Annotated in this window: 24 protein-coding genes and 1 tRNA gene; 10 read left to right on the top strand and 15 right to left on the bottom strand. The window is 56.6% G+C overall.

Annotation, left to right across the window (positions count from 1 at the left end):
- Both ispH and serS read left to right on the top strand, forming a co-directional pair.
- The coding region (gene ispH / locus WCG50_RS08730; protein ID WP_336899209.1) for a 4-hydroxy-3-methylbut-2-enyl diphosphate reductase at window positions 1–827 on the top strand (827 nt) is incomplete at its 5' end.
- 78 nt (window positions 828–905) lie between these two features.
- Window positions 906–2,252 (top strand): serine--tRNA ligase, encoded by a 1,347-nt coding sequence (gene serS / locus WCG50_RS08735; protein WP_336899210.1) that lies wholly within the window; start codon window positions 906–908, stop codon window positions 2,250–2,252.
- An 8-nt stretch (window positions 2,253–2,260) separates the two neighbouring features.
- Here the strand turns inward: serS and WCG50_RS08740 are convergent, their stop codons facing one another.
- The 3 genes from WCG50_RS08740 to WCG50_RS08750 form a co-directional block, all read right to left on the bottom strand.
- On the bottom strand, window positions 2,261–4,804 hold the full coding sequence (locus WCG50_RS08740) for an EAL domain-containing protein (protein WP_336899211.1): 2,544 nt from the start codon (window positions 4,802–4,804) through the stop codon (window positions 2,261–2,263).
- Window positions 4,801–5,829 carry a cytochrome-c peroxidase gene (locus tag WCG50_RS08745; RefSeq protein WP_336899212.1) on the bottom strand — a complete coding sequence of 343 codons (1,029 nt, stop codon included), beginning with the start codon at window positions 5,827–5,829 and terminating at the stop codon, window positions 4,801–4,803. Before WCG50_RS08745 ends, WCG50_RS08740 begins: the two co-directional genes overlap by 4 nt.
- A gap of 221 nt (window positions 5,830–6,050) precedes the next feature.
- Window positions 6,051–6,284 (bottom strand): hypothetical protein, encoded by a 234-nt coding sequence (locus WCG50_RS08750; protein WP_336899213.1) that lies wholly within the window; start codon window positions 6,282–6,284, stop codon window positions 6,051–6,053.
- Between the two features lie 232 nt (window positions 6,285–6,516).
- Between WCG50_RS08750 and WCG50_RS08755 the strand changes: the two genes are divergently transcribed.
- The 3 genes from WCG50_RS08755 to WCG50_RS08765 all read left to right on the top strand — a co-directional run bounded on the left by WCG50_RS08755 (window position 6,517) and on the right by WCG50_RS08765 (window position 8,509).
- Window positions 6,517–7,485 (top strand): hypothetical protein, encoded by a 969-nt coding sequence (locus tag WCG50_RS08755; protein ID WP_336899214.1) that lies wholly within the window; start codon window positions 6,517–6,519, stop codon window positions 7,483–7,485.
- A 251-nt stretch (window positions 7,486–7,736) separates the two neighbouring features.
- On the top strand, window positions 7,737–8,222 hold the full coding sequence (locus WCG50_RS08760; RefSeq protein WP_336899215.1) for a hypothetical protein: 486 nt from the start codon (window positions 7,737–7,739) through the stop codon (window positions 8,220–8,222).
- Window positions 8,223–8,353: 131 nt separating this feature from the next.
- The gene (locus WCG50_RS08765) at window positions 8,354–8,509 is read left to right on the top strand and encodes a DUF3096 domain-containing protein (RefSeq protein WP_336899216.1); all 156 of its coding nucleotides are present in this window, start codon (window positions 8,354–8,356) and stop codon (window positions 8,507–8,509) included.
- Window positions 8,510–8,705: 196 nt separating this feature from the next.
- Here WCG50_RS08765 and WCG50_RS08770 read toward each other — a convergent pair whose 3' ends face one another.
- From WCG50_RS08770 to WCG50_RS08805, 8 genes are all read right to left on the bottom strand, one after another.
- Window positions 8,706–9,095, bottom strand: coding sequence for a response regulator (locus tag WCG50_RS08770; protein ID WP_336899217.1), 390 nt, complete (start codon window positions 9,093–9,095; stop codon window positions 8,706–8,708).
- A gap of 144 nt (window positions 9,096–9,239) precedes the next feature.
- Window positions 9,240–9,327: transfer RNA gene (locus tag WCG50_RS08775), tRNA-Ser, on the bottom strand.
- 56 nt (window positions 9,328–9,383) lie between these two features.
- Window positions 9,384–12,200, bottom strand: coding sequence for an EAL domain-containing protein (locus WCG50_RS08780; protein WP_336899218.1), 2,817 nt, complete (start codon window positions 12,198–12,200; stop codon window positions 9,384–9,386).
- Window positions 12,190–13,482 (bottom strand): tryptophan--tRNA ligase, encoded by a 1,293-nt coding sequence (locus tag WCG50_RS08785; protein WP_336899219.1) that lies wholly within the window; start codon window positions 13,480–13,482, stop codon window positions 12,190–12,192. The genes WCG50_RS08780 and WCG50_RS08785 overlap by 11 nt, the downstream gene beginning before the upstream one ends.
- A 34-nt stretch (window positions 13,483–13,516) precedes the next feature.
- The gene (locus tag WCG50_RS08790; protein WP_336899220.1) at window positions 13,517–14,185 is read right to left on the bottom strand and encodes a site-2 protease family protein; all 669 of its coding nucleotides are present in this window, start codon (window positions 14,183–14,185) and stop codon (window positions 13,517–13,519) included.
- Window positions 14,186–14,219: 34 nt separating this feature from the next.
- Window positions 14,220–14,843 carry an L-threonylcarbamoyladenylate synthase gene (locus WCG50_RS08795; RefSeq protein ID WP_336899221.1) on the bottom strand — a complete coding sequence of 208 codons (624 nt, stop codon included), beginning with the start codon at window positions 14,841–14,843 and terminating at the stop codon, window positions 14,220–14,222.
- Between the two features lie 48 nt (window positions 14,844–14,891).
- Complete coding sequence (locus tag WCG50_RS08800) at window positions 14,892–15,788, bottom strand: DMT family transporter (protein WP_336899222.1); 897 nt, start codon at window positions 15,786–15,788, stop codon at window positions 14,892–14,894.
- Between the two features lie 7 nt (window positions 15,789–15,795).
- Window positions 15,796–16,695 (bottom strand): 3',5'-nucleoside bisphosphate phosphatase, encoded by a 900-nt coding sequence (locus tag WCG50_RS08805; RefSeq protein WP_336899223.1) that lies wholly within the window; start codon window positions 16,693–16,695, stop codon window positions 15,796–15,798.
- 81 nt (window positions 16,696–16,776) lie between these two features.
- Here WCG50_RS08805 and WCG50_RS08810 point away from each other — a divergent pair, with 81 nt between their 5' ends.
- Complete coding sequence (locus tag WCG50_RS08810) at window positions 16,777–17,457, top strand: DUF599 domain-containing protein (protein ID WP_336899224.1); 681 nt, start codon at window positions 16,777–16,779, stop codon at window positions 17,455–17,457.
- 4 nt (window positions 17,458–17,461) lie between these two features.
- Here the strand turns inward: WCG50_RS08810 and recJ are convergent, their stop codons facing one another.
- From recJ to WCG50_RS08825, 3 genes are read right to left on the bottom strand one after another with little or no spacing between them, the layout of a single operon-like run.
- Window positions 17,462–19,186, bottom strand: a complete 1,725-nt coding sequence (gene recJ, locus WCG50_RS08815; RefSeq protein ID WP_336899225.1) for a single-stranded-DNA-specific exonuclease RecJ — start codon at window positions 19,184–19,186, stop codon at window positions 17,462–17,464.
- Window positions 19,183–20,148: a phosphoglycerate mutase gene (locus WCG50_RS08820; RefSeq protein ID WP_336899226.1), complete on the bottom strand. Its 966-nt coding sequence runs from the start codon at window positions 20,146–20,148 to the stop codon at window positions 19,183–19,185. The genes recJ and WCG50_RS08820 overlap by 4 nt, the downstream gene beginning before the upstream one ends.
- Window positions 20,149–20,179: 31 nt before the next feature.
- Entirely contained in the window at window positions 20,180–21,526 is a 1,347-nt protein-coding gene (locus tag WCG50_RS08825) for a fused MFS/spermidine synthase (RefSeq protein ID WP_336899227.1), read from the bottom strand.
- A gap of 81 nt (window positions 21,527–21,607) precedes the next feature.
- Between WCG50_RS08825 and WCG50_RS08830 the strand changes: the two genes are divergently transcribed.
- The 4 genes from WCG50_RS08830 to WCG50_RS08845 are packed head-to-tail and all read left to right on the top strand — an operon-like array spanning window position 21,608 to window position 24,109.
- Window positions 21,608–22,864, top strand: coding sequence for a lipoprotein-releasing ABC transporter permease subunit (locus WCG50_RS08830; RefSeq protein WP_336899228.1), 1,257 nt, complete (start codon window positions 21,608–21,610; stop codon window positions 22,862–22,864).
- Window positions 22,857–23,546, top strand: a complete 690-nt coding sequence (gene lolD, locus WCG50_RS08835) for a lipoprotein-releasing ABC transporter ATP-binding protein LolD (protein WP_336899229.1) — start codon at window positions 22,857–22,859, stop codon at window positions 23,544–23,546. The genes WCG50_RS08830 and lolD overlap by 8 nt, the downstream gene beginning before the upstream one ends.
- A gap of 41 nt (window positions 23,547–23,587) precedes the next feature.
- A complete protein-coding gene (locus WCG50_RS08840; protein WP_336899230.1) occupies window positions 23,588–23,791 on the top strand; it encodes a hypothetical protein in 204 nt (67 codons plus the stop codon).
- A gap of 30 nt (window positions 23,792–23,821) precedes the next feature.
- A complete protein-coding gene (locus WCG50_RS08845) occupies window positions 23,822–24,109 on the top strand; it encodes a hypothetical protein (protein WP_336899231.1) in 288 nt (95 codons plus the stop codon).
- Window positions 24,110–24,161: 52 nt separating this feature from the next.
- Here WCG50_RS08845 and WCG50_RS08850 read toward each other — a convergent pair whose 3' ends face one another.
- Entirely contained in the window at window positions 24,162–25,172 is a 1,011-nt protein-coding gene (locus WCG50_RS08850; protein ID WP_336899232.1) for a GSU2403 family nucleotidyltransferase fold protein, read from the bottom strand.
- Window positions 25,173–25,348 lie beyond the last annotated feature (176 nt).

Here is a 25,348-nt window from a genome sequence, read left to right on the forward strand (position 1 = left end):
TGCGCCATGAAATCGTGCACAACACCTATGTGGTGAACGACCTCAAGGCCAAGGGTGCCGTCTTTATTGAAGAACTCGACGATGTGCCACCGGGAGCGACGCTCATATTTTCGGCCCATGGCGTGAGCCAGGCGGTGCAAAACGAAGCACGTCAAAGAGGCTTCCAGATTTTTGACGCCACTTGCCCCCTGGTGACCAAAGTGCACGTTGAAGTCGCCAAGCTGCACAAGGAAGGCTATGAGTTCATCATGATTGGCCACAAGGGTCACCCCGAAGTGGAGGGCACCATGGGCCAGTTGGAAAGCGGCATTCACCTGGTGGAAGACGTCTCGGATGTGGCGCGGGTGCAGCCCTTGCAGTCCGAACTGCTGGCCGTGGTGACGCAAACCACGCTCAGCGTCGACGATGCCGCCGAGATCGCTGCTGCCATCAAGCTGCGTTTTCCCCATGCGCGTCAGCCCAAGCAGCAGGACATTTGCTACGCCACGCAAAACCGCCAGGATGCCGTCAAGATCATGAGTCCGCAGGTCGATGTGTTGATCGTGGTCGGTAGCCCGACCAGTTCCAACAGCAACCGCCTGAGTGAGTTGGCGCGCAAACTGGGCACTGTGAGCTACATGGTGGACAACGCCGATGAGTTGCAGGCCGCGTGGTTTGAAGGTCGCCAGTGTGTCGGGTTGACCGCTGGTGCTTCAGCGCCTGAAATTTTGGTGAGCCAGGTGATCGACCGAATCAAGGCGCTGGGCGCCGTGTCGGTACGCAAGATGGCCGGGATTGAAGAAACGGTGAAGTTTCCTCTGCCCAAGGGCCTCAAGCTGAATGAATAAATGCTATTGAATATATAGCTTCTTGCGCAGGTAATACGGGGGCTAGAGCCCTATTTCTTATAAATATTGCACATTATCATGTTAGACATCAACCTGCTCCGCAAAGACCTCGACACCGCCATCGCGCGCCTTGAGACCCGCAAAAGCCCTCAAACCTTCCTGAATGTTCCCGCTTTCAAAACACTGGAAGCCGAGCGCAAGACGATCCAGATGCGCACCGAAGAATTGCAGGGCAAGCGCAACAGTCTAAGCAAGCAAATTGGCCAGCTCAAAGCCAAAGGCCCGGCGGGTCAGGCTGAAACCGATGCCGTGATGGCCGAAGTAGCGGGCCTCAAGTCAGAACTCGAAACCTCCGCCACCCGGCTGGATCAAATTCAAGCTGAGATGCAGGTGCTGCTGCTGGCGGTGCCCAACCTGCCGCACGAGAGCGTGCCGGTGGGCGCTGATGAGCATGGCAACGTGGTCGTGCGCAGTTGGGGCGAGCCCAAAGCGTATGAATTTACCGTCAAAGACCACGTTGATTTGGGCACGCCGCTTGGTCTGGACTTTGAGATGGGCGTCAAGCTCACCGGCTCGCGCTTCACGGTCATGAAGGGCCCGATTGCCCGGCTGCACCGCGCGCTGTCGCAGTTCATGCTCGACGTGCAAACCGAAGAGCACGGCTACACCGAGTGCTACACGCCTTACATCGTCAACGCCGAGAGTCTGCGCGGCACCGGCCAGTTGCCCAAGTTTGAAGGCGACTTGTTTGCTGCCAAAAAAGGCGGGCAAGAGGGCGAAGCGGCCCCTGATAACACAGCGCTTTACCTGATCCCGACCAGCGAAGTGCCTTTGACCAACTTCGTGCGCGATGTGGTGGTGGCCGAGGCCGAGTTGCCCATCAAGCTCACCGCGCACACGCCGTGCTTTCGCTCCGAGGCCGGCAGTGCCGGGCGCGATACACGCGGCCTGATTCGCCAGCACCAGTTCGACAAGGTCGAGATGGTACAAATCGTGCACCCTGACAAAAGCAACGAGTCCCTCGAAGAAATGGTCGGGCACGCCGAGGCGATTCTGCAAAAGCTGGGTTTGCCGTACCGGGTGATGTCGCTGTGCACCGGCGACATGGGGTTTGGTGCCAGCAAGACCTACGACCTTGAAGTCTGGTTGCCTGCACAAAACACCTTCCGCGAGATCAGTTCGGTGTCCAACTGCGAGGCATTTCAGGCACGCCGCCTGCAAGCCCGTTTTAAGAACGCGCTGGGCAAAAATGAGTTGGTGCACACACTGAACGGCTCCGGCCTGGCGGTCGGGCGCACGCTGGTGGCGGTGCTGGAAAACTACCAGAATGCCGATGGCTCGGTCACGGTGCCGCAAGCATTGCAGTCCTACCTGGGCGGGCTGAAGGTGCTCGGCAGCACCAGCATGAACGACCTGGGTTTGTAAAGTCGCGCTTAGCGCTGAGCCAGCAAGGCTTCAAACGCTTCGATCGGGACCGGCCGGCTGAACAGGTAGCCCTGAAAGTTGGCGCACCCTTTGGTGGCCAGCATTTCCCGCTGCAATTCAGTTTCAACCCCTTCGGCAATGATGCTCAGGTTCATACTTTGCGCCATTGCCACAATGGTGCCCACGATGGCTTGATCGCTGCTGTCGGTGGTGATGTCGCGCACGAACGACTGGTCGATCTTGATCTGGTCGAGCGGCAGGCGTTTGAGGTACTGCAACGATGAGTAGCCGGTGCCAAAGTCATCCATCGAAAAACTCACGCCCAAGGCCTTGAGTTGCCGCATAGTACTGATCACGTCCTCGACCTGGCCCAACAACATGCTTTCGGTGATCTCAAGCTTCAGGCGGGAGGGCGTGATGCCGTTGCTTAAGAGTAGCGATTCAACCAGTGTGACAAAACCCTCGGCGCTAAATTGCCGCGCACTGACATTAACCGCCAGCACCAGATCCCGAGTGTGTGCATTCGCCTCCCAAGCCTTGAGCTGCGCGCAAGCGGTTTCAAGCACCCATTGCCCAAGTGGCACGATCAAGCCGGTGGCCTCAGCCAGAGGGATGAATATAGCCGGAGAAATTAGGCCGTTTTCTGGGTGATTCCAGCGCACCAAAGCTTCCGCTCCGATGGCTTTCTGATCGGCGTTGACCTGTATCTGGTAATAAAGAACGAACTGCTGATGCATCAGCGCCAGCCTTAAATCGGCTTCGAGCCGGGCGTGGGCTTCGAGCGCAGACTGCATGGTCGGGTCGAAGAAGCGCAAAGCATCGCGCCCGGCAGCTTTGGCTTCGGACATCGCCGTATTAGCATGCTGAAGTAATTCTTCGGCCTTCACTAGCGGGCTCGACAGGCTGATGCCAATGCTGCAGGAACTTTGATGCTCAAAATCAGTCAGCCAGTAGGGCAAATTCAAGGCTTTCTGAATTTTTTCAGCGGCGACTTTGGCTTGCGCTGCTGCCTGCTCGGGTACCCCGCTCAAACTTTCGAGCATGACCACAAACTCATCGCTGCCCAGTCGAGACACGGTGTCGCCTTCGCGGGCACAAGTCTTTAGTCGTTTTGCTGTTTCAATCAAAAGTTGATTGCCAATGTCATGCCCCTTGAGGTCGTTGAGGCTTTTGAAATTGTCAATGTTGATGAACAAAAGCGAAGTTTTCCCCCCGCTTTGGCCGCGCAACGCTAGTGTGTGGTTCAGCCGATCCATGAGCAGGCGCCGATTCGGCAAGTCCGTCAGAGGGTCATGGAAGGCGAGTTGGTGGATGTCGGCTTCATTCTTTTTACGCTGCGTGATGTCGCTGAAAGTTGCCACGTAGTGGGTGATTTTTTGAGTGGTGTCATTTTGATCAGTTGCCGCCGTGATGGTGAGCCATTCCGGGTAAATGTCACCGTTCTTGCGTCGGTTCCAGATTTCACCCTGCCATTGGCCTGTGCCCTTGATGGATTGCCACATCGTGGCGTAAAACTGTGCATCGTGACGACCTGATTGAAGCGTACGGGGATTTTTCCCGATGACCTCCTCAGGGCTGTACCCGGTGACTTGGGTGAACGCGGCATTGACATCCAGAATAATGCCTCGGGTGTCAGTGATGGTGATCCCTTCGGACGCAGTGGAAAACACACTCGCGGCCAATTTCAAGCGTCTTGACTGTTCACCCATGCGGATGAATGACCGCACCGCATACGCAAACAATCCGAGAGTCGCCAGCAAAAGGAAGATGCGGTAAACGGTGGCGCGTCGCTGCTGTTGATCGTAGAAATGCCGGTAGGCATCACCCAGTCCCGAGTTATCACTGTGGCTGGTAAGTTGCCGTACCAAGCCGGGCAGATCTCTTTCAACTTGGTCGATCTGATGAACGTGGCGCAAGAGTTGGCCGAGTTTTTTTAGCGTGCTGCTGGGAAGGTTGGCGGTTTCGTTTTGTAGTCCATTCACGGTGGCGTCTAGATTGCCCCGCTCTAGCAAGGCACCTTTGATGCGGTTTAGCAGCACTTTTTCCACCAGGTCGTTCACGTGTTCGTGCGTCATTGACTCGCGGGACAAGTCCTTCAGCAGGTCATCGCGGGCGTGGGGCAGGTAGATCAGTGAGTTTTTCAGCACTGCATTGCGTGATTTGAACTGCTCCAGCGCCTCCGTCTGACTGGCAATACGCTGCTCCAGTAGCAGCAACTGTTGCTGGAACTCGTTATCTTCACGCAAAAGGCTGGCCGCTTCCCCTTGGCGAAGTTCACGTGCGGTGTCATTCATGCGCCCCATGATGGTCGTCACCTGGTCGTAGTTGTTGGAGAGACTGAAGTTAAGTTGCAGAACTGCCTCGCCCAGTCGGCTCTCATCGCTCTGCAAGTGGCCGAAGTTGTTGACCAAAATATTGTGACGGATCAAATTAACCGGTTGCGTCAAGGTGAACAGCACAACAACAGTACAGGCCGTGAGGGCTGCTACCCCGATGCGAAAAAGGTTCGCATGCGAAGCCATACTGGAGGCTATCCAGTTAAATAGTTTCATTTAAGGGGCCTGCCTTCATATTCGCCCGTGAGCGTGTGAAGGAATGCGACGATTCGCGATATCTCGATCGGATTAAGTTCCACTCCCAATTGATAGCGCGTCATGATGGCTACGGCATCTTCCAGCGTCTTGGCTGAAGCATCATGCAAATAGGGGGGCGTCAAGCCCACATTACGAAGGGATGGCACCCTGAAAAAATGGCGGTCTTCTTCCTTGTGGGTGAGGTTGTAGCGACCCAGATCGGCCTCAGTCAGGTTGCTGCGACCGACAAAATAGTCTTCCATGATGCCCAGCTTTTGGTACATGTTGCCGCCAATGTTGAGCCCCTGGTGGCAACTGGTACAGCCGATCTGCTTGAACAAACTATAGCCAGCGAGTTCTTCTTCATTCAGGGCGTTCTGGTTACCCCTCAGAAATTGGTCAAAGCGGGCATTGGGCGTTGTCAGTGAGCGCTCGAAAGTGGCGATCGCATCCTTGATGTTGCGCGGCTGAAGTCCATCGCTGTAAACAGCGGTGAAATTGTTAAGAAAGGCCGGGTCTTTTGAGAGCGCGGCTATCGCCTGCGGCCATGTGCCGCCCATTTCAACAGGGTTGTTCAAAGGGCCTTCAATCTGGTCTTCCAGTGTCAGAGCTCGACCATCCCAAAACTGTCTAAAGTTGTAGCCACTGTTGAACACCGTGGGCGTATTGATTCCACCTTGTCGGCCACCTAGGCCCAATGAACGAGGAAGTCGATCAACGCCGCCGGTGGCAAGGCTATGGCAGTGCGAACACGAAATTTCACCATCGCCGGAAAGCCGTGGGTCGTTGAACAACAGCTTTCCAAGTTCAACCTTTTTCGCATCAAGTCCAAGAGTGAGCGGCAAAGGCACAAAGAGGCCATCAGCCAATCGGGTCTGATCTGGCGTTGCCGCCATTGCAGTGGATTCTTGGATGGTGGGATTAGAAAAGTGGCTAAAACTGATGCCGCCCACAGCAAGCGCTGTGAGCGTAGCAACGAATGCCAATTTGTGTTTCGTTTTCAATGAATTCCTTGCGAAATTAAGAGATACGAGCCAGCTTAGTCTTTATGTGGGCCTCAAACCAGCCTGATTGTCATGATTCGTGAATCAAATGGGATGTAGTTGTCCCCGGTGGTGTAGAAAAGGAAAACCCCAGAATAATTTGCTTATTCAGGGGTTTTATTTGAGAGGGATGTGGAATTCGTCCCCCCTATCCAAAACAGGACGCCGCCAGGTTGAATTTTTTAGTCTTGTTTTTTAACCAAGTCTTCCCATAAGCCCCAGTCCGTATTGCCCCCGTTGCCTTCAATAACTTCAGGCTCTGCAAAGGGCCGAGTTCTTAGTCTTCGCTCTTTTAAACTGGTGGAAGGTTCGTTAAGTATTGGGGAAGCTACCGTTTTATGCGTGGATTCATTCGCCACTGCTGCGGGCATGGTTGGTGGTGTTGATTTAGAGGGTGGATTAAATGGCTTCGACATGCTGGCCTTCATTTTTAGTAGCTGATTTTTTTAATTTCAGCACATCGCACTATGCATGTAAATAAGGGCAAACATGCATGAAAAAGAAAAAGTGACGATGTAACCCGCAACACCCAGTTGCACGGCTTGGCTAAGCAGTTGAGAACAATATCCCCCGTTTGGGGGATATCAATAATGGTTCTTGTACCTTACTATTGAACCGGAGCTTTTCTGATCTCAACTGTCAGCGCTCGTGTCCCAAAAAGCAAGTGACTTTGAATCCGCTCAGGATCAAAGCCATATGCTTCATGTCTTATATTTCCCTCACCAATCAGAAATAAAAATGTCACTTATTCAGAAATTAGAAAATTCATATCTTGGAATTCTTCGTGTTGTCGTCATTGCAGCAGCAAGTCTTTTGCTGCTCGTAGCAATCGTCTTGGGACTTTTCTCGCTGAAGGGGATATTTCCGTCCTCTGAACAAACGATAGAAACCACTGCTGTCAACCCAAAGGACGTATTGGCCGAAATAGCACCTGACGAAGTAAAAGCTGTAAATGCTTCAGACAAACCGGCTAAAGAAGCAAAAACCAAGGCCACATTCGCGCATCAAGCAGAATTCGACAAAATATTTACAAAGCTTGATGCTTTTGTTAAGACGTACAGCAAAAATACAGAATCAATTAACAAAGATGGATTGAGTAAGTTTCTGAACGGTCGTCTTTCACAATATGACAGTGAAGATTTAAAAATTAAATATATAACCGGATTGATTTCAACCGTTGATGCCAGCGTGATTGATGTTCGTGTAATTTCACGCGTTGAACGGATTGCCACTCCAGCGATTGCACCAGTGGCAACAGTTTCATCTCCCGAACAATCTGTCAATCAAACTAACGAAACACCCACATCAATTCAAACCGAAATGATTATTGAGGAAAAATCATTTAAAGAATCCCCAATGACCGTCGTTGAAAAAATCCTTGATTCATACAATGATTTGTTCGTCAAAAAGGTTGCCGAAGCAAAAAACAAGCAACGAGAAATTGCAATGGAAAAGCTAGAAGCTAAAGCTGCAGCCACCATGCAAATGTATATTGCGGCCGGTCTATTCGGAGTGTTCCTGTTGGTTGTCTTTTTGTCGATAGTTATCAAAATTGAGCGGAACCTACGCGAAATTGCGAACAAAAATCCTGAGGCAAGCACACCAACCCACGTGTAATCCTGCTTCAGTGTTGCGTCTTCATAACCAGCAGGCGTGCTACTCTGAAGAAGACACGGCTTTGGCTCAATGGGTCCGATAAATGTTTCCGCCGTAAGAATCGCTGTAGGATTCGTTGACCACGAAGCTGGAGATGCGCTTTGGGGTCAAAGTTTCTTATCCAAATTTGAAAATATTCTTCAAAAAGATCTGATGACCTTGCTGAAACGTTAAGCTGTTCCGTCATCATGACAGCACCAAATAATCTTTCCATGACGACTGAAACGCTTGCATCGGCATTACTGATACTGACTTGGTTAGTCGTTATGCGCTCGGTTCGTCATTCCAAGTGGCAAGTCGCTGTGATCAGCCTTCCCGGCACGTTTACACACGAAGCATTGCACGGTCTGGTTGGTTTTTTACTTTTTGCCAAGCCCCGATCGTTTTCAATCTTCCCCAAACGCCATGGCGACACATGGATGCTGGGTTCAGTGGGCTTTGCCAATCTCAATATCTGGAACGCAGCACCCGTAGCCTTCGCACCATTTTTGATGCTCGGTATTGGATGGTTGCTTTTTGAACATTGGATGTTGCCAACTTTCCAAATGGCAGATTACTTGATCTGGGTGGTGTCTGGTTATGTCACTGCTTGCTCATTTTTTTCATGCATTCCATCAGCTACCGACTTTGAGGTAGGGGCGTGGTCGGGTTTGATGTACGGCTGTTTGGGATTGGGGTTATGGTACTTTGTCCATTGAGATAAAGATCAAGTCCCAATGAAATCCATATTCACAATCGATTCAATCCAGCCCGACAGCTAACGTTGGTGTAACGAGTTCACTGGATTCAGTCAGTGTTACTGTCGTGACTCAATAGCTCTGGAAATTTCATGAATATTCACGTCGGTTTGACACCCCTAATCTCGCTTGTGGCAGGCATCCTCATCTTGCTGATGCCCAAGCTTCTGAACTTCATCGTTGCAATTTACCTGATCACAATTGGACTGATCGGCATATTTGGCACCGGGGCGCTTCACTTCAAATAATGTTGTCGCAATTCGGAGTACTTGCTTGTGAGCCACGCCACATACATTGCAGCCGAGCATCAAGCCCCTGCGCTTCACCTCCCTGAGCGTGGCTCGAAAGAGTTCCAGACCCGGCACTAATCTCGCTGGGCTTTTTTTGCCTGAAATGAAAATTGAGACCTTCAGCCGACAAGCATGGCTAGACCAGCGATAGGGACTACCGAAATTTCAAAGCATGCTCTAGTTTGATTTTCAAAGCCCCGAGATTAGGTGGCTTGACGATATAACCCGCGACACCCAGTGGCACGGCTTGGTTAAGCATTTGAGAACTGGTATCTGCACTCATGAGCAAAACAGGGGTTTTTCGCAACCCGATGACTGGGTGCGCTCGAAGCTGCTTGACAAACTCAAGTCCACCCACTGGGCTCATGTGAATGTCTGAAATGATGATGTCTGGACGGAAGCTGGCAACTTGTTGTAAGCCCGACTGACCATCGATGGCTTCTTGAACGTTCTGCACACCGAGTCGCGTTAATAGGTTCACGATAAACATGCGCATCACTCCGTCGTCATCAACGAGAAGTACTTTTGCATCTTCAATGTTCATTCGTAAACCCCTGTTGAAAACAACCGAGCAAATTACTTGGTTCTTTTGGTGATTTCAGTACAAAGCCATGTGCCGCTGGCTACATGGAGCACTAAAGAGAAAGGGCTTGCTACTATCTTCATAGCGGCAAGCCCTTGCTGGTACTGGAGGAAGAGGTGGGATTCGAACCCACGGTACCTTTCGGTACGCCTGATTTCGAGTCAGGTACATTCGGCCACTCTGCCACTCTTCCAAATTCGCGTGGATGCCATTGTATCAGTGGCATTGCCTGCTTTTTACTTGGTAATCTCATGCCGTCAAGGCGTCGCTTAGATGCAGCAGTTGCTCAAAATCCGCCACTGGCAGTGGTCTGCCAAAGAGGTAACCCTGATACGCCATGCAACCCTGCGCGGCAAGGCAATTGCGCTGGGCCTCCGTTTCTACGCCTTCGGCTATTACCGACAAACCAAGGCTTTGGGCCAAGGCCACGATGGTGCGGGCAATAGCCGCATCGTTGTGATCGGTCAGCAAGTCGCGGACAAAGGTCTGGTCAATTTTGAGTTGATCCAGCGGCAGGCGTTTCAAGTAGGCGAGTGATGAATATCCGGTGCCAAAGTCGTCCAACGAGAAGCCGATGCCTTTTGCTTTCAGGGCGATCATTTTGGCAATGATGTCTTCTACGTTGTCGAGCAGCAGGCTTTCGGTCAGCTCTACTTTGAGCTTCAGGGGGTTGGCCCCGCTGCGTTGCAGGACGCCCAGCACTTGCGCGACAAAATCGGGCTGTCGAAACTGAACGGCGCTGACATTGACCGCGATGCTGAGGTGCGCCGTAGCGGGAGAACCGGCCCAGGAAAGCAATTGTTGACAGGCAGTTTCCATGACCCAAAGTCCCAGCGGCAGGATCATTTGTGTTTCTTCGGCCAGTGGAATAAAAACTGCCGGAGAAACAAGGCCGCGCAAGGGATGCTGCCAGCGTAGCAGCGCCTCGGTGCCTGTGATGTTGCCCGCCTCGTCGACCTGTGGCTGGTAATACAGAAGAAACTGTTGTTGTTGCAAGCCAATTCGCAGGTCTTTTTCCAGAATGGCCCTTGCCGTGATCGTGGCCTGCATTTGTGGGTCAAAAAAGCGCAAGGTGTTGCGACCTGCTTTCTTGGCCTCGTACATGGCGAGGTCGGCGTGCTTCATCAATTCGTCGACACTGCTGAGGTGGTCAGAGAACAAGGTGACACCGATGCTGGGCGAGTTGTGGTACTCAAGGCCGTCCAGATCGTAGGGCTGATTCAGGGTGGCGAGTATTTTCTCGCCCACTGTTTTAGCCTGTGTCGCGGCTTCGGTCACGTTTTCGCTCAGGTCTTCCAACACCAGTAAAAATTCATCTCCACCCAACCGGGCGACGCTGTCGCCTTCGCGCACACTTGAAGTCAGGCGCTGGGCCACTTGCTGCAGGAGCAGGTCGCCCTTGTCGTGGCCCAGTGTGTCATTGAGGAGTTTGAAGTTATCCAGGTCAATGAACAGCAGTGCACCCGTGCGGTCGCTGCGGGCACTGGAGGCAAGCGCTTGTTGCAGGCGGTCGAGCAGCAGGCGGCGGTTGGGTAGTTTTGTGAGGGGGTCGTAAAAGGCAAGATTTTGAATTTGCTCTTCAGCGGCCTTGCGCTGGCTGATGTCGGTGAGGGTCGAGACGTAGTGGGTCAACACCCCGGCACTGTCGGTGACGGCCGTAATAGTCAGCCACTCCGGGTGAATTTCGCCATTTTTTCGACGATTCCAGATTTCGCCGCGCCAGGTCCGACATTGCTGGATGCTTTCGTGCATCGCTGCATAAAACTTGGCATCATGGCGCCCAGAACTCAGAAAGCCCGGTGTCTTGCCGATGGCTTCCTCCGCGCTGTAACCGGTGATGTCGGTAAAAGCCAGGTTGATACGCAGGATTACGTTATGGGCATCGGTAATGAACATGCCTTCCTGAGACTCAAAAGCAATGGCGGCAATACGAAGGTCGGCACTGGTGTGGGCGGCTTGCTGCGCAGCCAGCGAGAGCTTTTCCTGCGAGATTTGTTGCTGCGTCACAAACTGGGAAAAAGCGTCAGATAAACGGTCAGTTTCCTGGCAACTGTGCGCCAGCACAGGTGGGGGTGACAGCGTGCGTGACGACTTGAGAAAGTCCGTCAGTATTTCCAATGGGCGGGTAAAACGTCGGACGATCAGCAAGATAACAACAATGGCCAACAGGAGTGAGGTGATTGTGAATAATGAGATGCGTATACGCAATTTGTCGACGGCTTCCAGGCCCTCTTTGGATGGCATTACAGCCGCTAAAGTCCAGCCGGTGTAGGGCAGCTGTTTAAAACTGAACAAGCCTTGCAGACCGGCGCTGTTGATGCTCTCCTCGGTGCCCTCAAAAGTGCCATTCAGGGCGCGATCAAGTACCGGGTTCACGCCCGGTAGTGTGATGGGTTTGAGGATCCGGCTTCGGTCCGGGTGCATGATCGTCAGCCGCTCGGGACCCACCAGATAAAAATAACCCGTCTTGCCGACCAGTGTGGTGGACAGGGGCTCCAGCAGTCGGGATTTCTGAAGATTCACCACGCCACCCAGAATTCCGGCCAGTTTGCCGTTGGCGTCCCGAATGGGAACAGCAATCACGACGATGGCTTGCTTGGTGGCCCGGCCAAGCAGGGGCTTGGAAATACTGGTCTCACCCTTCTTTATTACGCTCTGTATGTAATCACGATCGGTCATGTCCAGACCCCGGCGCCCGGGTGAAAGCGGCCAGTCAACCAACAACACGCCCTCTGCCGAAAACAGGTAGAAATCGTCAATCAGATTAGAGAGCGTGGGCGAATCTCGAAAGTAGCGTTCGACATCTTGGTCATGCTTCATGGCCTCTAGCGGGAACTTGCTGGCCATCGCCTCCAGCAAGATGACGCGCATCAGGACTTTGTCGTCGAGTTCAGTGGCGACCCGGCCGACCAGCACTTCCAGTTGCGCCGACAAGCTTTGTTTGAGTTCGTCGCGGGCCGCAGAAAAGAGCAGGAAAGCCTGCGCCAGTAGCACGCAACTTAACACCAACCCGACCACCCACCCGATTTGGGCACGCAGGCTGAATTGACGTAACTTAATCGACATGGGCCATCAGCTGCAAAGCTGCGTTGATGGCGCTGGTGTCGCTCTGGGCGATGGGTACAAGTTTTTCGGCTAGGCCGGCCAAGGCCTGGGCGCCTTGTGTTTGCAGCAGACCGATGGATTGACCGGCCTCTTTGGGGGAATCAAAACCGAGGCTTTGCAGCAAAAGACGGCCTTCAACATCGAGCAGTTTGAAGTAAAACTTGCCATCGCGTTCGCGGTACTGTTTGAACACCGGTTTGGCCACTTTGGTTTTGACCACTTTGCTGCCCACTTGGGCGCGCAGATCGCGCAGGCCCACCGCTTGGCGCAGGCGTCCCATGAAAGGGGTGGCAATCTGGCGCGCCTTGGCTGCGCCTGCCAGCAAAATGGCCTCAATCTTGGCCGGATCGTTCAGCAGTGCCAAATAGGCCTCACGCATGGGCGCAATTTCGCGGTCAATGCGCTCAAACACCAGGTGTTTGGCATCACCCCAGGCAATGCCGTCGGCATAGGCCTGGCGCAGTGCTGCGGTTTCTTCGGGCGTGGCAAAGGCCTGGTAAATCTGAAAAAGCGCCGAGCCTTCGGTGCTCTTGGCTTCACCCGGCAAACGTGAGTCGGTGACGATGCTGGCAATGAGCTTCTTGAGTTGCTCACGCGGGGCAAAGAGGGGAATCGTGTTGTCGTAGCTCTTGCTCATCTTGCGGCCATCCAGGCCCGGCAAGGTGGCAACGTCTTCTTCAATCTCGGCTTCAGGTGGCACAAAGTGCTCGCCGTAACGGTGGTTAAAGCTGTGGGCCATGTCGCGCGCCATCTCGATGTGCTGGATCTGGTCGCGGCCCACAGGCACTTTGTGGGCGTTGAACATCAAAATATCGGCACCCATCAGCACCGGGTACATGAAAAGGCCCGCCGTCACGTCAGAGTCGGGGTCGGCCCCTGCGTTGGTGTTTTTGTCCACCGACGCTTTGTACGCATGGGCCCGGTTCAGGATGCCCTTGCCGGTGACGCAGGTCAGAAACCAGGTGAGTTCCGGAATTTCAGGCACATCCGACTGGCGGTAAAAAATGACGCGTTCGGGGTCCAGCCCCGCCGCCAGCCAACTGGCCGCAATCTCCAGTGTGGAGCGCTGGATTCGCGCAGGTTCATCGATTTTGATCAGGGCGTGGTAGTCGGCCAGAAAGTAAAAACTCTCGACATTGGCACTCAGGCTATGCCGTACTGAAGGACGGATCGAGCCGACGTAATTGCCGAGATGGGGGGTGCCGGAGGTGGTGATGCCGGTCAGGAAACGTTTGGAACTCATGAGAAAAACTTCTTGAACAAAAAAGGCGGGGGTGTTAACCAAATATCAAAACTATCGGGGTCAGCAAGATGTCCAGCACCGCGTAGCTCATGGCCATCAAAGGCTGCAACCACAGCGTGCTGACGATGCCCGAAAGCACCAGTGCCATCACGATGAAAAAGCCCCAGGGCTCAATCCGCGAGACCAGTTCAGCCTGGCGGTAGGGCAACAGGCCCACCAGAATGCGACCGCCATCCAGGGGCGGCAGCGGGAACAGGTTGAAGGCAAACATCACCAGATTGACCAGAATGCCGCCTTGTGCCATCTTGAGGAAAAAGGTTTCGGTGACGCCCGTACCTTTCAGCGTGATGAACAGGGCACCCCAGAGAAATGCCTGAATGAAATTGACGCCCGGCCCGGCCAATGCCACCCAGATCATGTCGCGTTTGGGGTTGCGCAGGTTGCCAAAGCGTACCGGCACCGGTTTGGCATAGCCAAACAAAAAAGCACCCGAGGTCGCAAAAAGCAGTAGCAAGGGCATCAGGATCGTGCCGACCGGGTCGATGTGTTTCAGGGGGTTGAGCGTGATGCGCCCCATCTTGTCGGCGGTGTTGTCGCCAAAATGCCGTGCGGCGTAGCCGTGGGCAGCCTCGTGCACCGTGATGGCAAAGAGGACCGGCAGGGCGTAAATGGCGATTGATTGAATCAGGTGTGCAATATCCATCTGGTCATTTCTCAAAAGGAAGGTGGCAATTGAATTAGAGACCCAGGGCCGCCAGCGAGCCGCGTCCCTCGCGCACCAGCACAGTTTCGCCGCTGCTCAGGTCCACCACCGTGGTGGCTTGCAACGCACAGGCGCCGGCATCAATGACGGCGGCAATCTGGTTTTTGTAGCGCTCCAGAATCTCTTGGGCATCGTTCAGCGGCTCGGTCTCGCCGGGGGCGATCAAGGTGGTGGCCAGCAACGGCCCGTTGTGCAATTCAAGCACTGACTGCAGCACTTTGTGCGCGGGCACCCTCAGGCCAATGGTTTTCCGCGAGGGGTGGCTCAGGCGGCGGGGCACTTCTTTGCTGGCTTCCAGAATGAAGGTGTAGGGCCCGGGGGTGGCGGACTTGATGAGCCGAAACTGCTGGTTGTCGACCTTGGCGTAGTTGGACAACTCGGACAGGTCGCGGCACAGCAGCGTCAGGTGGTGCTTGTCATCCACGCCCCGAATGCGGCGCAGTTTGTCGGCGGCATTCTTGTCGTCCAGATGGCAAACCAGCGCATAGCTGGAATCGGTAGGGACCGCCAGGATCTCACCTTTTTCGAGCAGGGCGACAGCCTGCTTCAAGAGGCGGACTTGGGGATTTTCGGGGTGTACTTCAAATAGTTGGGCCATGGCTCTATTGTCGACGAATCGGTGAGCCGACAACCTGAGAAAATCAATTTAGGGCGTGATGACCGGGCGTTGTCGTGTCGCTTCATGGGCTGACAGCAAAGCGCTGCCCACGCCGCTGGCGGCAATCACCGCAATGCCAAGCCAGGCCAAGGCATCGGGGGCATGCTTGAAGACCAGCCAGCCGCCCAAAGTGGCAAAGGCAATCTGGGTGTAAAGGTAAGGCGTGAGCACTGGGGCCGAGGCCCGTTGGAAGGCCCGGATCAGCATCAGGTGGCCAAAAGTGCCCAAAAATCCAATCAGAATGAACCAGGGCCAATGGGCCAGCAGGGCTGCTGTATTCCAACTGAACAGCACGACCGGGCTCATCACCAAGGCGCCCACCAAGCCGGTGTAGAAATGGGTGGTGTAGGGGTTTTCTTCGCCGCTCAGGCGGCTGGTCAGGACCTGAAACCAGCCATAGGTGGTCACCAGCAGCACCGGAAACAGCAAGGCCCAGCTGAAAACTTGGCCCCCCGGGCGCACGACCAACAGCACCCCGATCAGGCCCGCGCTCATCAACACCCACCGCAAATGAGACACATGGTCCTTCAGTATCCAGGCCGCCAAGGCGGTGGCAGCCAGCGGTGACAGCATCACCATGGCCGTGAACTCGCCCACGGGGAGGTATTGCAATCCAAAGAATGAACAGGCGCTGGTGATCAGCAACAAAACACCCCGCAGGGCTTGAAAGCGGGGATTGCGGGTGGCAAACAAGCTCAACTTTTGCACTGGAAATCTCAGCGCAAAGGTCACAAACGCCTGAAATACATAGCGAAACCACAACAACATCAATACCGGGGCCAGGGTAGTGGCATATTTGGTGGTGGTATCCAGCGCGGCAAAGCAGAGTGTCGCCAGCACGATGAATAAAATGCCGGCCCCGGTGGGTGTGCGCCAGAACGGCATGAGGAAATCAGTGACCCGGGGAGGTGCTGTGCTCCGGGCGGTTGAGGGGCATAGGTTGAATGCGGTCGGCCAGTAGTTCCCAGACTGGCGTCACGTTGCCGGGCAAAAAGGGCAGCGTCCCGAGTTCGGTGTGGCTCTCGTCGGGGCTGTGAAAGTCGCTGCCCCGTGAGGCGGCGAGGCCAAATTCTTTGGCTGTTGCGGCATAGGTCAGGTATTCGGAAGGCGTGTGACTGCCGGTGACCACTTCGACCCCTTGACCGCCATGGCCCTTGAATTCGGTAAAAAGCGCAAATTCCTGGTTGGCGCTGAACTTGTAGCGTGCCGGGTGGGCGATGACCGCCATGCCTCCGGCTTGGGTGATCCAGGTGACGGCATCTTTAAGCGTGGCCCAGCGGTGCTCGACGTAGCCCGGCTTGCCGTCCACCAGGTATTTGCGAAACACCTCATTGGTGTCCTTGCAGACTTTGGTCTCGACCAAAAAGCGGGCAAAGTGGGTGCGAGAAATCAGGTCGTGGTTGCCGGCATATTTGAGGGCGCCCTCGTAAGCGCCTTGAATGCCCACTTTGGCCAGTCCGGCGGCCATGTCCATGGCGCGTTGGCCGCGGCCGCCCCGGGTTTGGGCGAGGCCCTGAACCAAATTCTGGTTTTTGGGGTCAAACCCCAAGCCCACGATGTGGACGGTTTGGCCGATGAAGGTGACCGAAATTTCGACCCCCGTGAGGTAGTGCATACCCAGCGCCTGAGCGGCCTTGGCGGCACGCAACTGGCCGCCAATTTCGTCGTGGTCGGTCAGCGCCCAGAGTTCGACGCCATTCGCTTTGGCGCGTGCAGCCAGTGCTTCAGGTGTGAGTGTGCCGTCGGAAACGACGGAATGGCAGTGGAGGTCGGCATTGAGAATAGTAGTCACCGAACAATTTTAGGCGGTGTCCTTAAGCAGCGTTCAAGCCCTTGCGATCAACCTTGCGGGTTGAACTGGCAGAATGACAGCATGCTTGATTTCATCGCCACCCATGCCACCGATCTCCTTAGTTTTGCACTCAGTGCCGCGGCCGTTTTTGCCTACCAGCGCTACTTGCGCTGGCGTACCTTGCGCGACCCGGCGTCCAGCGCGCAGGATGTCATGCTGGTGGCCCGAGCGGCCTGGGTGGGTAGCGTGATGCGCGAGCGGCGTGACATTCTGGCGGTGCAGACCCTGCGCAATTCAACCATGTCGGCCAGCTTCATGGCGTCCACCGCCGTCTTGCTCATCATTGGTGTGCTGACCCTGAGCGCGCAGGGCGACAAGCTCTCGGGCATCTGGCATTCGCTCAATTTTCTGGGTCAGGCCAGTACCGAGATGTGGTTGCTCAAACTGCTGATCATGCTGTTTGACCTGCTGTTTGCCTTCTTTTCCTTTTCGATGTCGGTACGCATCTTTCACCACGTGGGCTACCTGATCAACGTGCCACTGAACAAGCCGACCGAAGCCGCCCAGATCAAGCATGTGGAGGCCCAACTCAACCGCGCTGGCATCTACTACCGGGTCGGGATGCGGGCGTATTACTTCACGGTGCCCTTGTTGTTTTGGCTGTTTGGGCCGCATTTTTTACTGGGCGCCACGGCGGCCATGGTGTTTTTTATGTACCACCTGGACCGAACGCCCCGACAGGACGCCGACTTGATGGGCTGAGCGTTTAAAGCTCTGCGGCCTCCACCAGAAACCGCACCCGCCGAATACCGTTCCAGGCATCGGCATCGAGCCGAAATGCCAGTTTGACCCGGGCCGGCAAGGGCTCGGTGTGGCCGAACCAGATGCCGTCCACCGGCTGGCCCTGGTGTTTGAGTTTGAGGGCCAGGTGTTTCTCACCCACCAGCCGTTGCGAGATCACTTCGACCTCTTCGCTGAACGTTGGTGCCGCAAAACCCTGGCCCCAGACCTCTTTGTGCAACACGTCCACCAACTCGACTCGGCGGTACTCGGGTTTGAGCGGTCCATCGGTATCAAGGCGACGGGTGAGTGTGGCAGCGTCCAGCCACTCCTGCGCTACTTCGTTCAGGCCCTGCTCGAAGTCGTCAAAATTTTCCTCTGCGATGGTGCAGCCCGCCGCCATGGCGTGGCCGCCAAAGCGCAGCAGCACGCCAGGGTAGCGCTTGGCCACCAAATCCAGCGCGTCGCGCAGGTGGAAGCCGGGAATGGAACGGCCCGAGCCTTTGAGCTCGTGCTCCTTGCCCGGCGCGGCGCTGGCGGCAAACACAAAGGTGGGGCGGTGCAGTTTGTCCTTGATGCGCGAGGCCACGATGCCGACCACGCCTTCATGAAAGTCGGGGTCGAACACACAAATGGCGGGCGGCGGTTCTTCGTCTTCGTCAAACAGCGATTCAGCGATGGCAAAGGCCTGCTCGCGCATGCTGCCTTCAATCTCGCGGCGCTCGCGGTTGATGCCGTCCAGCATCTTGGCCAGTTCGTCACCGCGCGCGATGTCGTCGGTCAGCAGGCACTCAATGCCCAGCGTCATGTCGGACAAGCGGCCGGCCGCGTTGATGCGCGGCCCTAGGGCAAAGCCAAAATCGAAAGTGGTGGCGGCTGGTGCGCTGCGCCCAGCTGCTATAAAAAGAGAAGCTAGTCCCGCAGGCAGCGCCTGGGCTCGAACCCGTTTTAACCCCTGAGCCACAAGGCGGCGGTTGTTGGCATCAAGCTTGACGACATCGGCCACGGTGCCTAAAGCGACCAGCGGCAGCAAGGTGTCGAGTTTGGGCTGGTTGCTGGCATCAAACACGCCGCGCTGGCGCAACTCGGCGCGCAAGGCCAGCAGCACATAAAACATCACGCCGACACCGGCAATGGATTTGCTCTCGAAGCTGCAACCGGGTTGGTTCGGGTTGACGATGACGTCCGCCTCGGGCAGCACGATCTGGCCGTTGAGGGACGCGGGCAAATGGTGGTCGGTGACCAGCACCTGCAGGCCCAGCGCTTTGGCGGTGGCCACACCCTCGAAGCTGGCAATGCCGTTGTCGACCGTGATCAGCACGTCCGCGCCGCTGTCTTTGACGCGCTGCGAAATGGGCGAGGTGAGGCCGTAGCCGTCGACCACGCGGTCGGGCACGATGTAATCCACAAACTTGGCGCCCAGCAGTTTCAAGCCCCGAATGCCGACCGCGCAGGCGGTGGCGCCGTCGCAGTCATAGTCGGCCACGATGCAGAGTTTTTTGTTGGCGGCAATGGCATCGGCCAGCAGCTGCGCGGCTTCTCGCGTGCCACGCATCTCGCTGGGCGGAATCAACCGGGCCAGTCCGTCGTCAAGCTCCTGGGTGTTTTGCACTCCGCGCGCGGCGTAAAGCTGGGCTAGCAGCGGGTGAATGCCCGCTTGCTCCAGTGTCCAGACGATGCGGGGGGGAATGTCTCTTGCAATTAATTTCATAGCTGCTTAAGCAGGTTGTACGGGGGCTGGGAGCCAAAAAGGCTCATAAATCGTTTCAGCAAGGGGCGCGGGCGGGCCGTGAAGGTTTGTGCGCTGCGTTCGCCGCAGAGGGTGAGTGTGACAGCTGAAACGTCGGGGTTGGCATTTCTGGGCGGGTGGTCCAGTGCGGCCAGCAAGGCGGCGCACTCGGTGGCGTCCAGCGTCTGCCAGGCTTTGGCCCAGGCGGCCCAGTCTTCGTTCAGTGCCGCGTCACGCAGGCTGTTGGCCACGATCGGCTTTGGGGTTGCGGTTGGGGCTTGCGGCTGGGGCAGGGCGCCGGTGCCGCTCAACCAGAACGAGTTGACGGGCAGCACGCCCCGCGCCGAGCGGGCATCGTTCACCGGGTGCGTGTAGAGCAACATCTGCATCTCGTTTTGCAGCCGCCGCAACGGCGCCGCCGCTGGTGAGCGCGGCATCCAGTTTTCGACGTTGCGCCCCACCACGCGGTCGAGTGAGGCGGTGGGCAGATCCTTGAACACATCCCCGCAGGCCAGCCAGCGGTTGGGGTTGTCGTAGAGCAGCGTGATGCCGTCTTCTTCAAAATAAGGCTTCATGGCGGCCAGCAGGGTTTGCGACTCCTGCGCCGAGAAATCCGGCAGCGCTTGCCCGCTCATGGCGATGTGGTGCGTGCCCACCTGCCAGTGGCACGGCGTGATGAAGGCCCAGGCACCGAGGCGATGGGCAGCCGGATTTTTGGTAGCCTCTAACGCCGCCCAGGGCAGCAGGCCGTCCAGCACCGGCAGGCCCAAGGCACGGGCCAAAGCGCGTTCATGAGGCGGTGAAAGCGTGAATTCGTCACCCGCATCCAGCGGCTCTGGCGTCAGGCGGGACAACAGTTTCTGGAGGTGGGGTAGCTGGAGTGTCGGCAGAACCGGGGCGCAGCCATCAGAGCTGCAAAAGGCGAACGGAATCAGTAGGTGCATGCGGCGATTGTCCGGGAAATGGGCGTTTGGGTTAATTCGACAGGGCCAGATCCACATCGGCCCCATTGCGCTCGTCGGTGTAGGGCGCGCCCTGACCGGCCCGACTGGTGTTGTAACAGCTGACGATCACGTTGCTCAGGGGCTGCGATTTGTGCAGCACCTCCACCGCGCAGCGGCCATAGACGCTCTCAATGGTGGCCAGCAGGTTGCGGGCGTAGGGCGTTTCCAGCCGACCATCCAAAATGAGGTTGACCAACAACACCCCCTTGGGGGTCAGCGTGCGGCGGGTGTCGTGCCAGAACTCCTGCGTGACCAGGTGGCCGGGAATGGAGGTGTGGCTGCTGAACACATCCAGCACGACCGCATCAAATTTTTTGTCGGTCGTGCGCACAAAGCGGCGTGCATCGTCCACGATGAAGGTGCCGCGCATTGGTTCTTTCAAAAAGCGTTGCTCGGCAATGGCGCGGATTTTCGGGTCGATGTCAACGTAGGTGTAGCGGTTGGTCGGCTCGCGGTGCGACAGAGTAAAGCCGCCTGCGCCCAGCACCAGAATGTCGCGCTCATACAGGCCGAGTTCCCCGGTAATGATGCGGCGCAGGTGCTGCACATAGCGGGCGTATTTGGGTGGCTCGCTGTCATCCATCAAGGAGGCCAGGGAGTTGTTGATGAAGAAGCCGCGCGGGTTGAGATCGTCGGGCCGCACCACGCGCTTGACCGCGTAGTCGGCATAGGCGGTGTCCACCACGTTGATGGCCGGTTGCAGGTTGACAGCCGTGGCCACGACGCCGATCACCAGGGCCGCAGCCCACGTGCCGTGGTTGCGCTCGGCCAACAGCAGGCTGCCCAGCGCCAGCAGCAGCGCGCACACCAGCACCGCCACCGAGACGCCCAACCATTGCATCGCCACCAGCGACAGGCTCACCGACCCCAGAAAAGAGCCCAGCGTGGACCAATACAGCGCGTAGCCGCTGGCTTCGCCGGTGCGCGTGTGCTTCATCAGGTTGGTGAGCACCGGCACCGTTTGCCCCAGCAGCCAGGCCAGTGGACACAGCACGCCGCCAATGAAGATAACGTAGGCCATCCCGGTGGGTTGAACCGCCGCAAACAAGCCATCCACCGTCACCCGCGCCAGCCCCACACCGGCGAGCAGGGCTGAGATCTGAAAGTTGCGCGCCACCACGGCGGTGAAGCGCTCAGTCACCCGCGCCCCCGACCCGTAGCCAAGCGCCAGCGCCAGCAGAAAAAGGCCGATGGTCGGCGCCGTCACCACAATGGCGCTGCCGACATGCGGCACCAGTCGGCGCAGCGCGATGACTTCGGCCCCCAGCGAGCAAAAGCCTTCAATGAAAACGATGAGGTAGAGCAGGTTGCGCGGCATAAAAGGGTTTTGCAAATAGTTGAACGCTATTAAAACAAATGGCAATGCCACAATGCGCTTTCACTCTCATCCCAACCCTTGATGCAAATTCCCTACGAACTCATTCTTGGCTGGCGCTACACGCGGGCCGGCCGTGCCACCCGGCGCAACGGTTTTATCTCATTCATCTCAGGGGTTTCCATGTTGGGCATTGCGCTCGGCGTAGCGGCGCTCATCATTGTGCTGAGCGTGATGAACGGGTTTCAAAAAGAGGTGCGCGACCGCATGCTGGGCGTGGTGTCGCACATCGAAATCTTTGCGCCCAATGGGGCTGCCTTGCCCGATCTGGCGCGCACGATGCACGAAGTTCGCGCCCACCCGCAGGTGATTGGCGCTGCACCTTTCATAGCAACTCAGGCTTTGCTGGCAAGGGGTGAAGACATGAAAGGCACGGTGGTCAGAGGTATCGACCCCAGCCTGGAACCCGGTGTGACTGATCTCGCGGTCGAGTTGAAAAACACCGGTCTGAATCGCCTGATTCCCGGTGACTTTGGCGTGGTGCTGGGCGGTGAGTTGGCCCGCAGTTTGGGCGTGCGCCAGGGTGACAAGGTGACACTGGTGGCGCCGAGCGGGCAGGTGACGCCGGCCGGCGTGGTGCCACGACTCAAGCAGATGACGGTGGTCGGTACCTTTGATTCGGGCCACTACGAGTACGACTCGGCCCTGGTATTGATGCACCTGGACGATGCGGCGCGCATCTTTCGCCTTGAAGGACCGACCGGTGTCCGGGTCAAGCTCCAGGACCTGCACAAGGCGCCCGAGGTGGCGGCTGAGTTGTCCCGCACCCTAACCGGCGACCTGTTGATCCGCGACTGGACGCGCCAGAACCGCACCTGGTTTGCGGCGGTGCAGGTCGAGAAACGCATGATGTTCATCATCCTGACTCTGATCGTGGCGGTGGCTGCGTTCAACCTGGTGTCGACGCTGGTGATGACGGTGACCGACAAGCGCGCTGACATTGCCATCCTGCGCACGCTGGGCGCCAGCCCCGGCAGCATCATGGGCATTTTTGTGGTGCAAGGTGCCATGGTCGGCGTCATGGGCACGCTGGCGGGACTGCTGCTGGGGCTGGGCGTGGCCTTTAATATTGATGTGATCGTGCCTGCGCTGGAGCAACTGCTGCACGCCAACTTCTTGCCCAAAGACATCTACCTGATCAGCCGCATGCCGAGCGATCCGCAACGCTCCGACATTCTGCCGATCACCATTATTTCTCTGGTGCTGGCGTTTATCGCCACCTTGTATCCCAGCTGGCGCGCCAGCCGCGTCAACCCGGCAGAGGCTTTGCGTTATGAGTGATATTTCCCCTGCTGTCGTTTTAAGCGCCCGTGGTCTGACCAAGCGATTCACTGAAGGTCGACTTGACGTCACCGTGCTGCAAGGCGTTGACCTGGAGGTGCACGCCGGCGAAACACTGGCCATCGTCGGCGCCTCGGGCTCCGGTAAAAGCACTTTGCTGCATTTGCTCGGTGGCCTGGACGCACCCACCAGCGGCAGCGTGCACCTGAATGGCCTTGATCTGGCCAGTCAAAGCGCCGCCGCCCAAGGTCGCTTGCGCAACCAGTACCTCGGTTTTGTCTACCAGTTTCACCATTTGCTGCCTGAGTTCAGTGCACTTGACAATGTCGCCATGCCACTATGGATTAGGCGTCTAGCCCCCGTCGAATCTGCGCTGGCAGCTACAAAAATACTAGCAAGCGTGGGCTTGCAAGACCGCTTGCATCACCGTCCGGCTGAACTCTCGGGTGGCGAGCGCCAGCGCGTGGCGATTGCCCGCGCACTGGTCACGCAGCCAGCCTGTGTGCTGGCCGACGAGCCTACCGGCAATCTGGATCGCAGCACGGCCAATGGCGTGTTTGAGCTGATGCTGGAATTGGCCCGCACCCAAGGCACGGCGTTTATCGTGGTGACACACGACGAGTCTCTGGCGGCGCGCTGTGGGCGGCAGTTGCGCCTGGTGCAGGGGATTTTGACCGAATGACGACCGACCTTTTCCCCCAGCACTGACTCACCAACACGCTGTTGGATGACGGCTTTATTGCCCGGCAAGCCAGCCAACTCATCACCAAACCCAACCCTTATGCGCTGGACGCCTGGTTAAACGACAATTTTGACGTCACCACACTGGCAGCCCGCAGTGAGGCGCAACTCGAAGACGCATTCATCGGCCCCTTGCTGGCTCAGCTCGGCTGGCGAAAAGTGGCGCAAGAAACCCTTACCGTGTAAGGCAAACTGGCCAAGCCCGACTGGTGCCTGATGCTGGAGCCGGGGCAAGACAACGCGCTCATCGCTAGCAAAGATCACACCCTGATTACCGCTGTTTGCGAATCCAAAGCCTGGGACAAAACTCTCGATACCGGCAAGGCTGATCGCAAGCTGAACCCGCACCACCAGCTGCAGGACTACCTCAGCACCTTGCGCGCCCAAAACGACAAACTCGTCCCCCGGCTTTTCGGCATCACGGACAGCGAACTGGCCCACTTGCTGCGCAGTTTCAAGGTCATGGCCAACAAACGCGCCGAGTATTTTAAGCTATTAAATTAATAGCTTCTTACGCAGGTGGCACGGGGGCTAGAGGCCTAAATGGCTTTAAGTATTAAAGGTCTTCTGCTTTTGCTTCAGGCCTCACCCGCGCATTGACGACATGGCGCAGGTCATGGGCATCGAGCAACTGCGCCACCACCTGCGCCTGCAGGCTGTCTTTGCGCCTCTTGAGCGGGTCGCGGTCGCGCTGCTGACTGAGCGCCGTTTTAATCCGCACAAAACTGTCGGGTGATGGCGCATGCATCGTGGCCATGCTGCCGTTGGTGGCCACCACCATTTGGGTAAAACGCCCACCGTCCAGAAGGGCCTGTCCACTTGCTACCTGCACCGCCCAAAAATCGTCCTCAAAGGCAGAAACGCGCAACGGATGAGGATCGGTCCCCGCGCGGGTTTGTGCGGTGCGGCGGATGACATCAATTTCAAACCCCGAGGCATTGACGGCGGTGTATTTCTGGTCGTCACGCAAGACAAAGGTTTTGTCTACTTTTTGAAAAATGCTCAGCAGCGAAGTGTCCAGGCGCTGCATGGTGGTGGCAAACCGGAGGTATTTGCGCGTGTCCAGCAGCAAGTCGATATCTTGCGTTGCGGTGGCCTCGGTTTGCACTCGCACGCCGCAGGCTGTTTCGTAGGCATACAGGGCGTGGGTGCCCACGGTTAAAAAATGCGTTTGCAAGCCGGCACTGGCCAGCGCATTGAGCGTCTCCACCACCAGGTTGGGCACCCGGCCTATGCGCAGCGCACGGTTCAAGCGGATGTGCTGTTGCACAGTTGTGCGCAGTTGCTTTAGACGCGCCTCAACAGCCGTTTTACGGGCCATAAAACGCTCATAAATCTGCTCGTTTTCAGGGGAGGCCGGCCCCAGTGACGTCTGCCCACCGGTAGCCGATACTCGCACCAGATAACGCCGCCCGCTTTGCTCGCGCCACATCATGGACCCGCGCACCTCACCCGCCGCCAAACGTGCATCCTCCAAAGCCCGCCACGCCGATTCGGCATCGATGTATTGGCGGGTTTGTGCTTCGGCTAACTCGAAAAATTGTGGATTTTCATAGTTGATGTTCATTTTCATAATTTACTATGAAAATTAATTTAAATCAACAAGTTAAGTTTAAGATTCTGATACCTTTGGTCCTCTTAACAGCGACAAAGCCAGCAGCGCCGATGCCACCATCAAAAACAAACTCACCGCATTCAAAACCGGCGTTGCCCCTTCGCGCATCCTTCCATACATCATGACGG

The organism is Rhodoferax sp. (assembly GCF_037143375.1).
In the GTDB taxonomy this organism is placed as follows: domain Bacteria; phylum Pseudomonadota; class Gammaproteobacteria; order Burkholderiales; family Burkholderiaceae_C; genus Rhodoferax.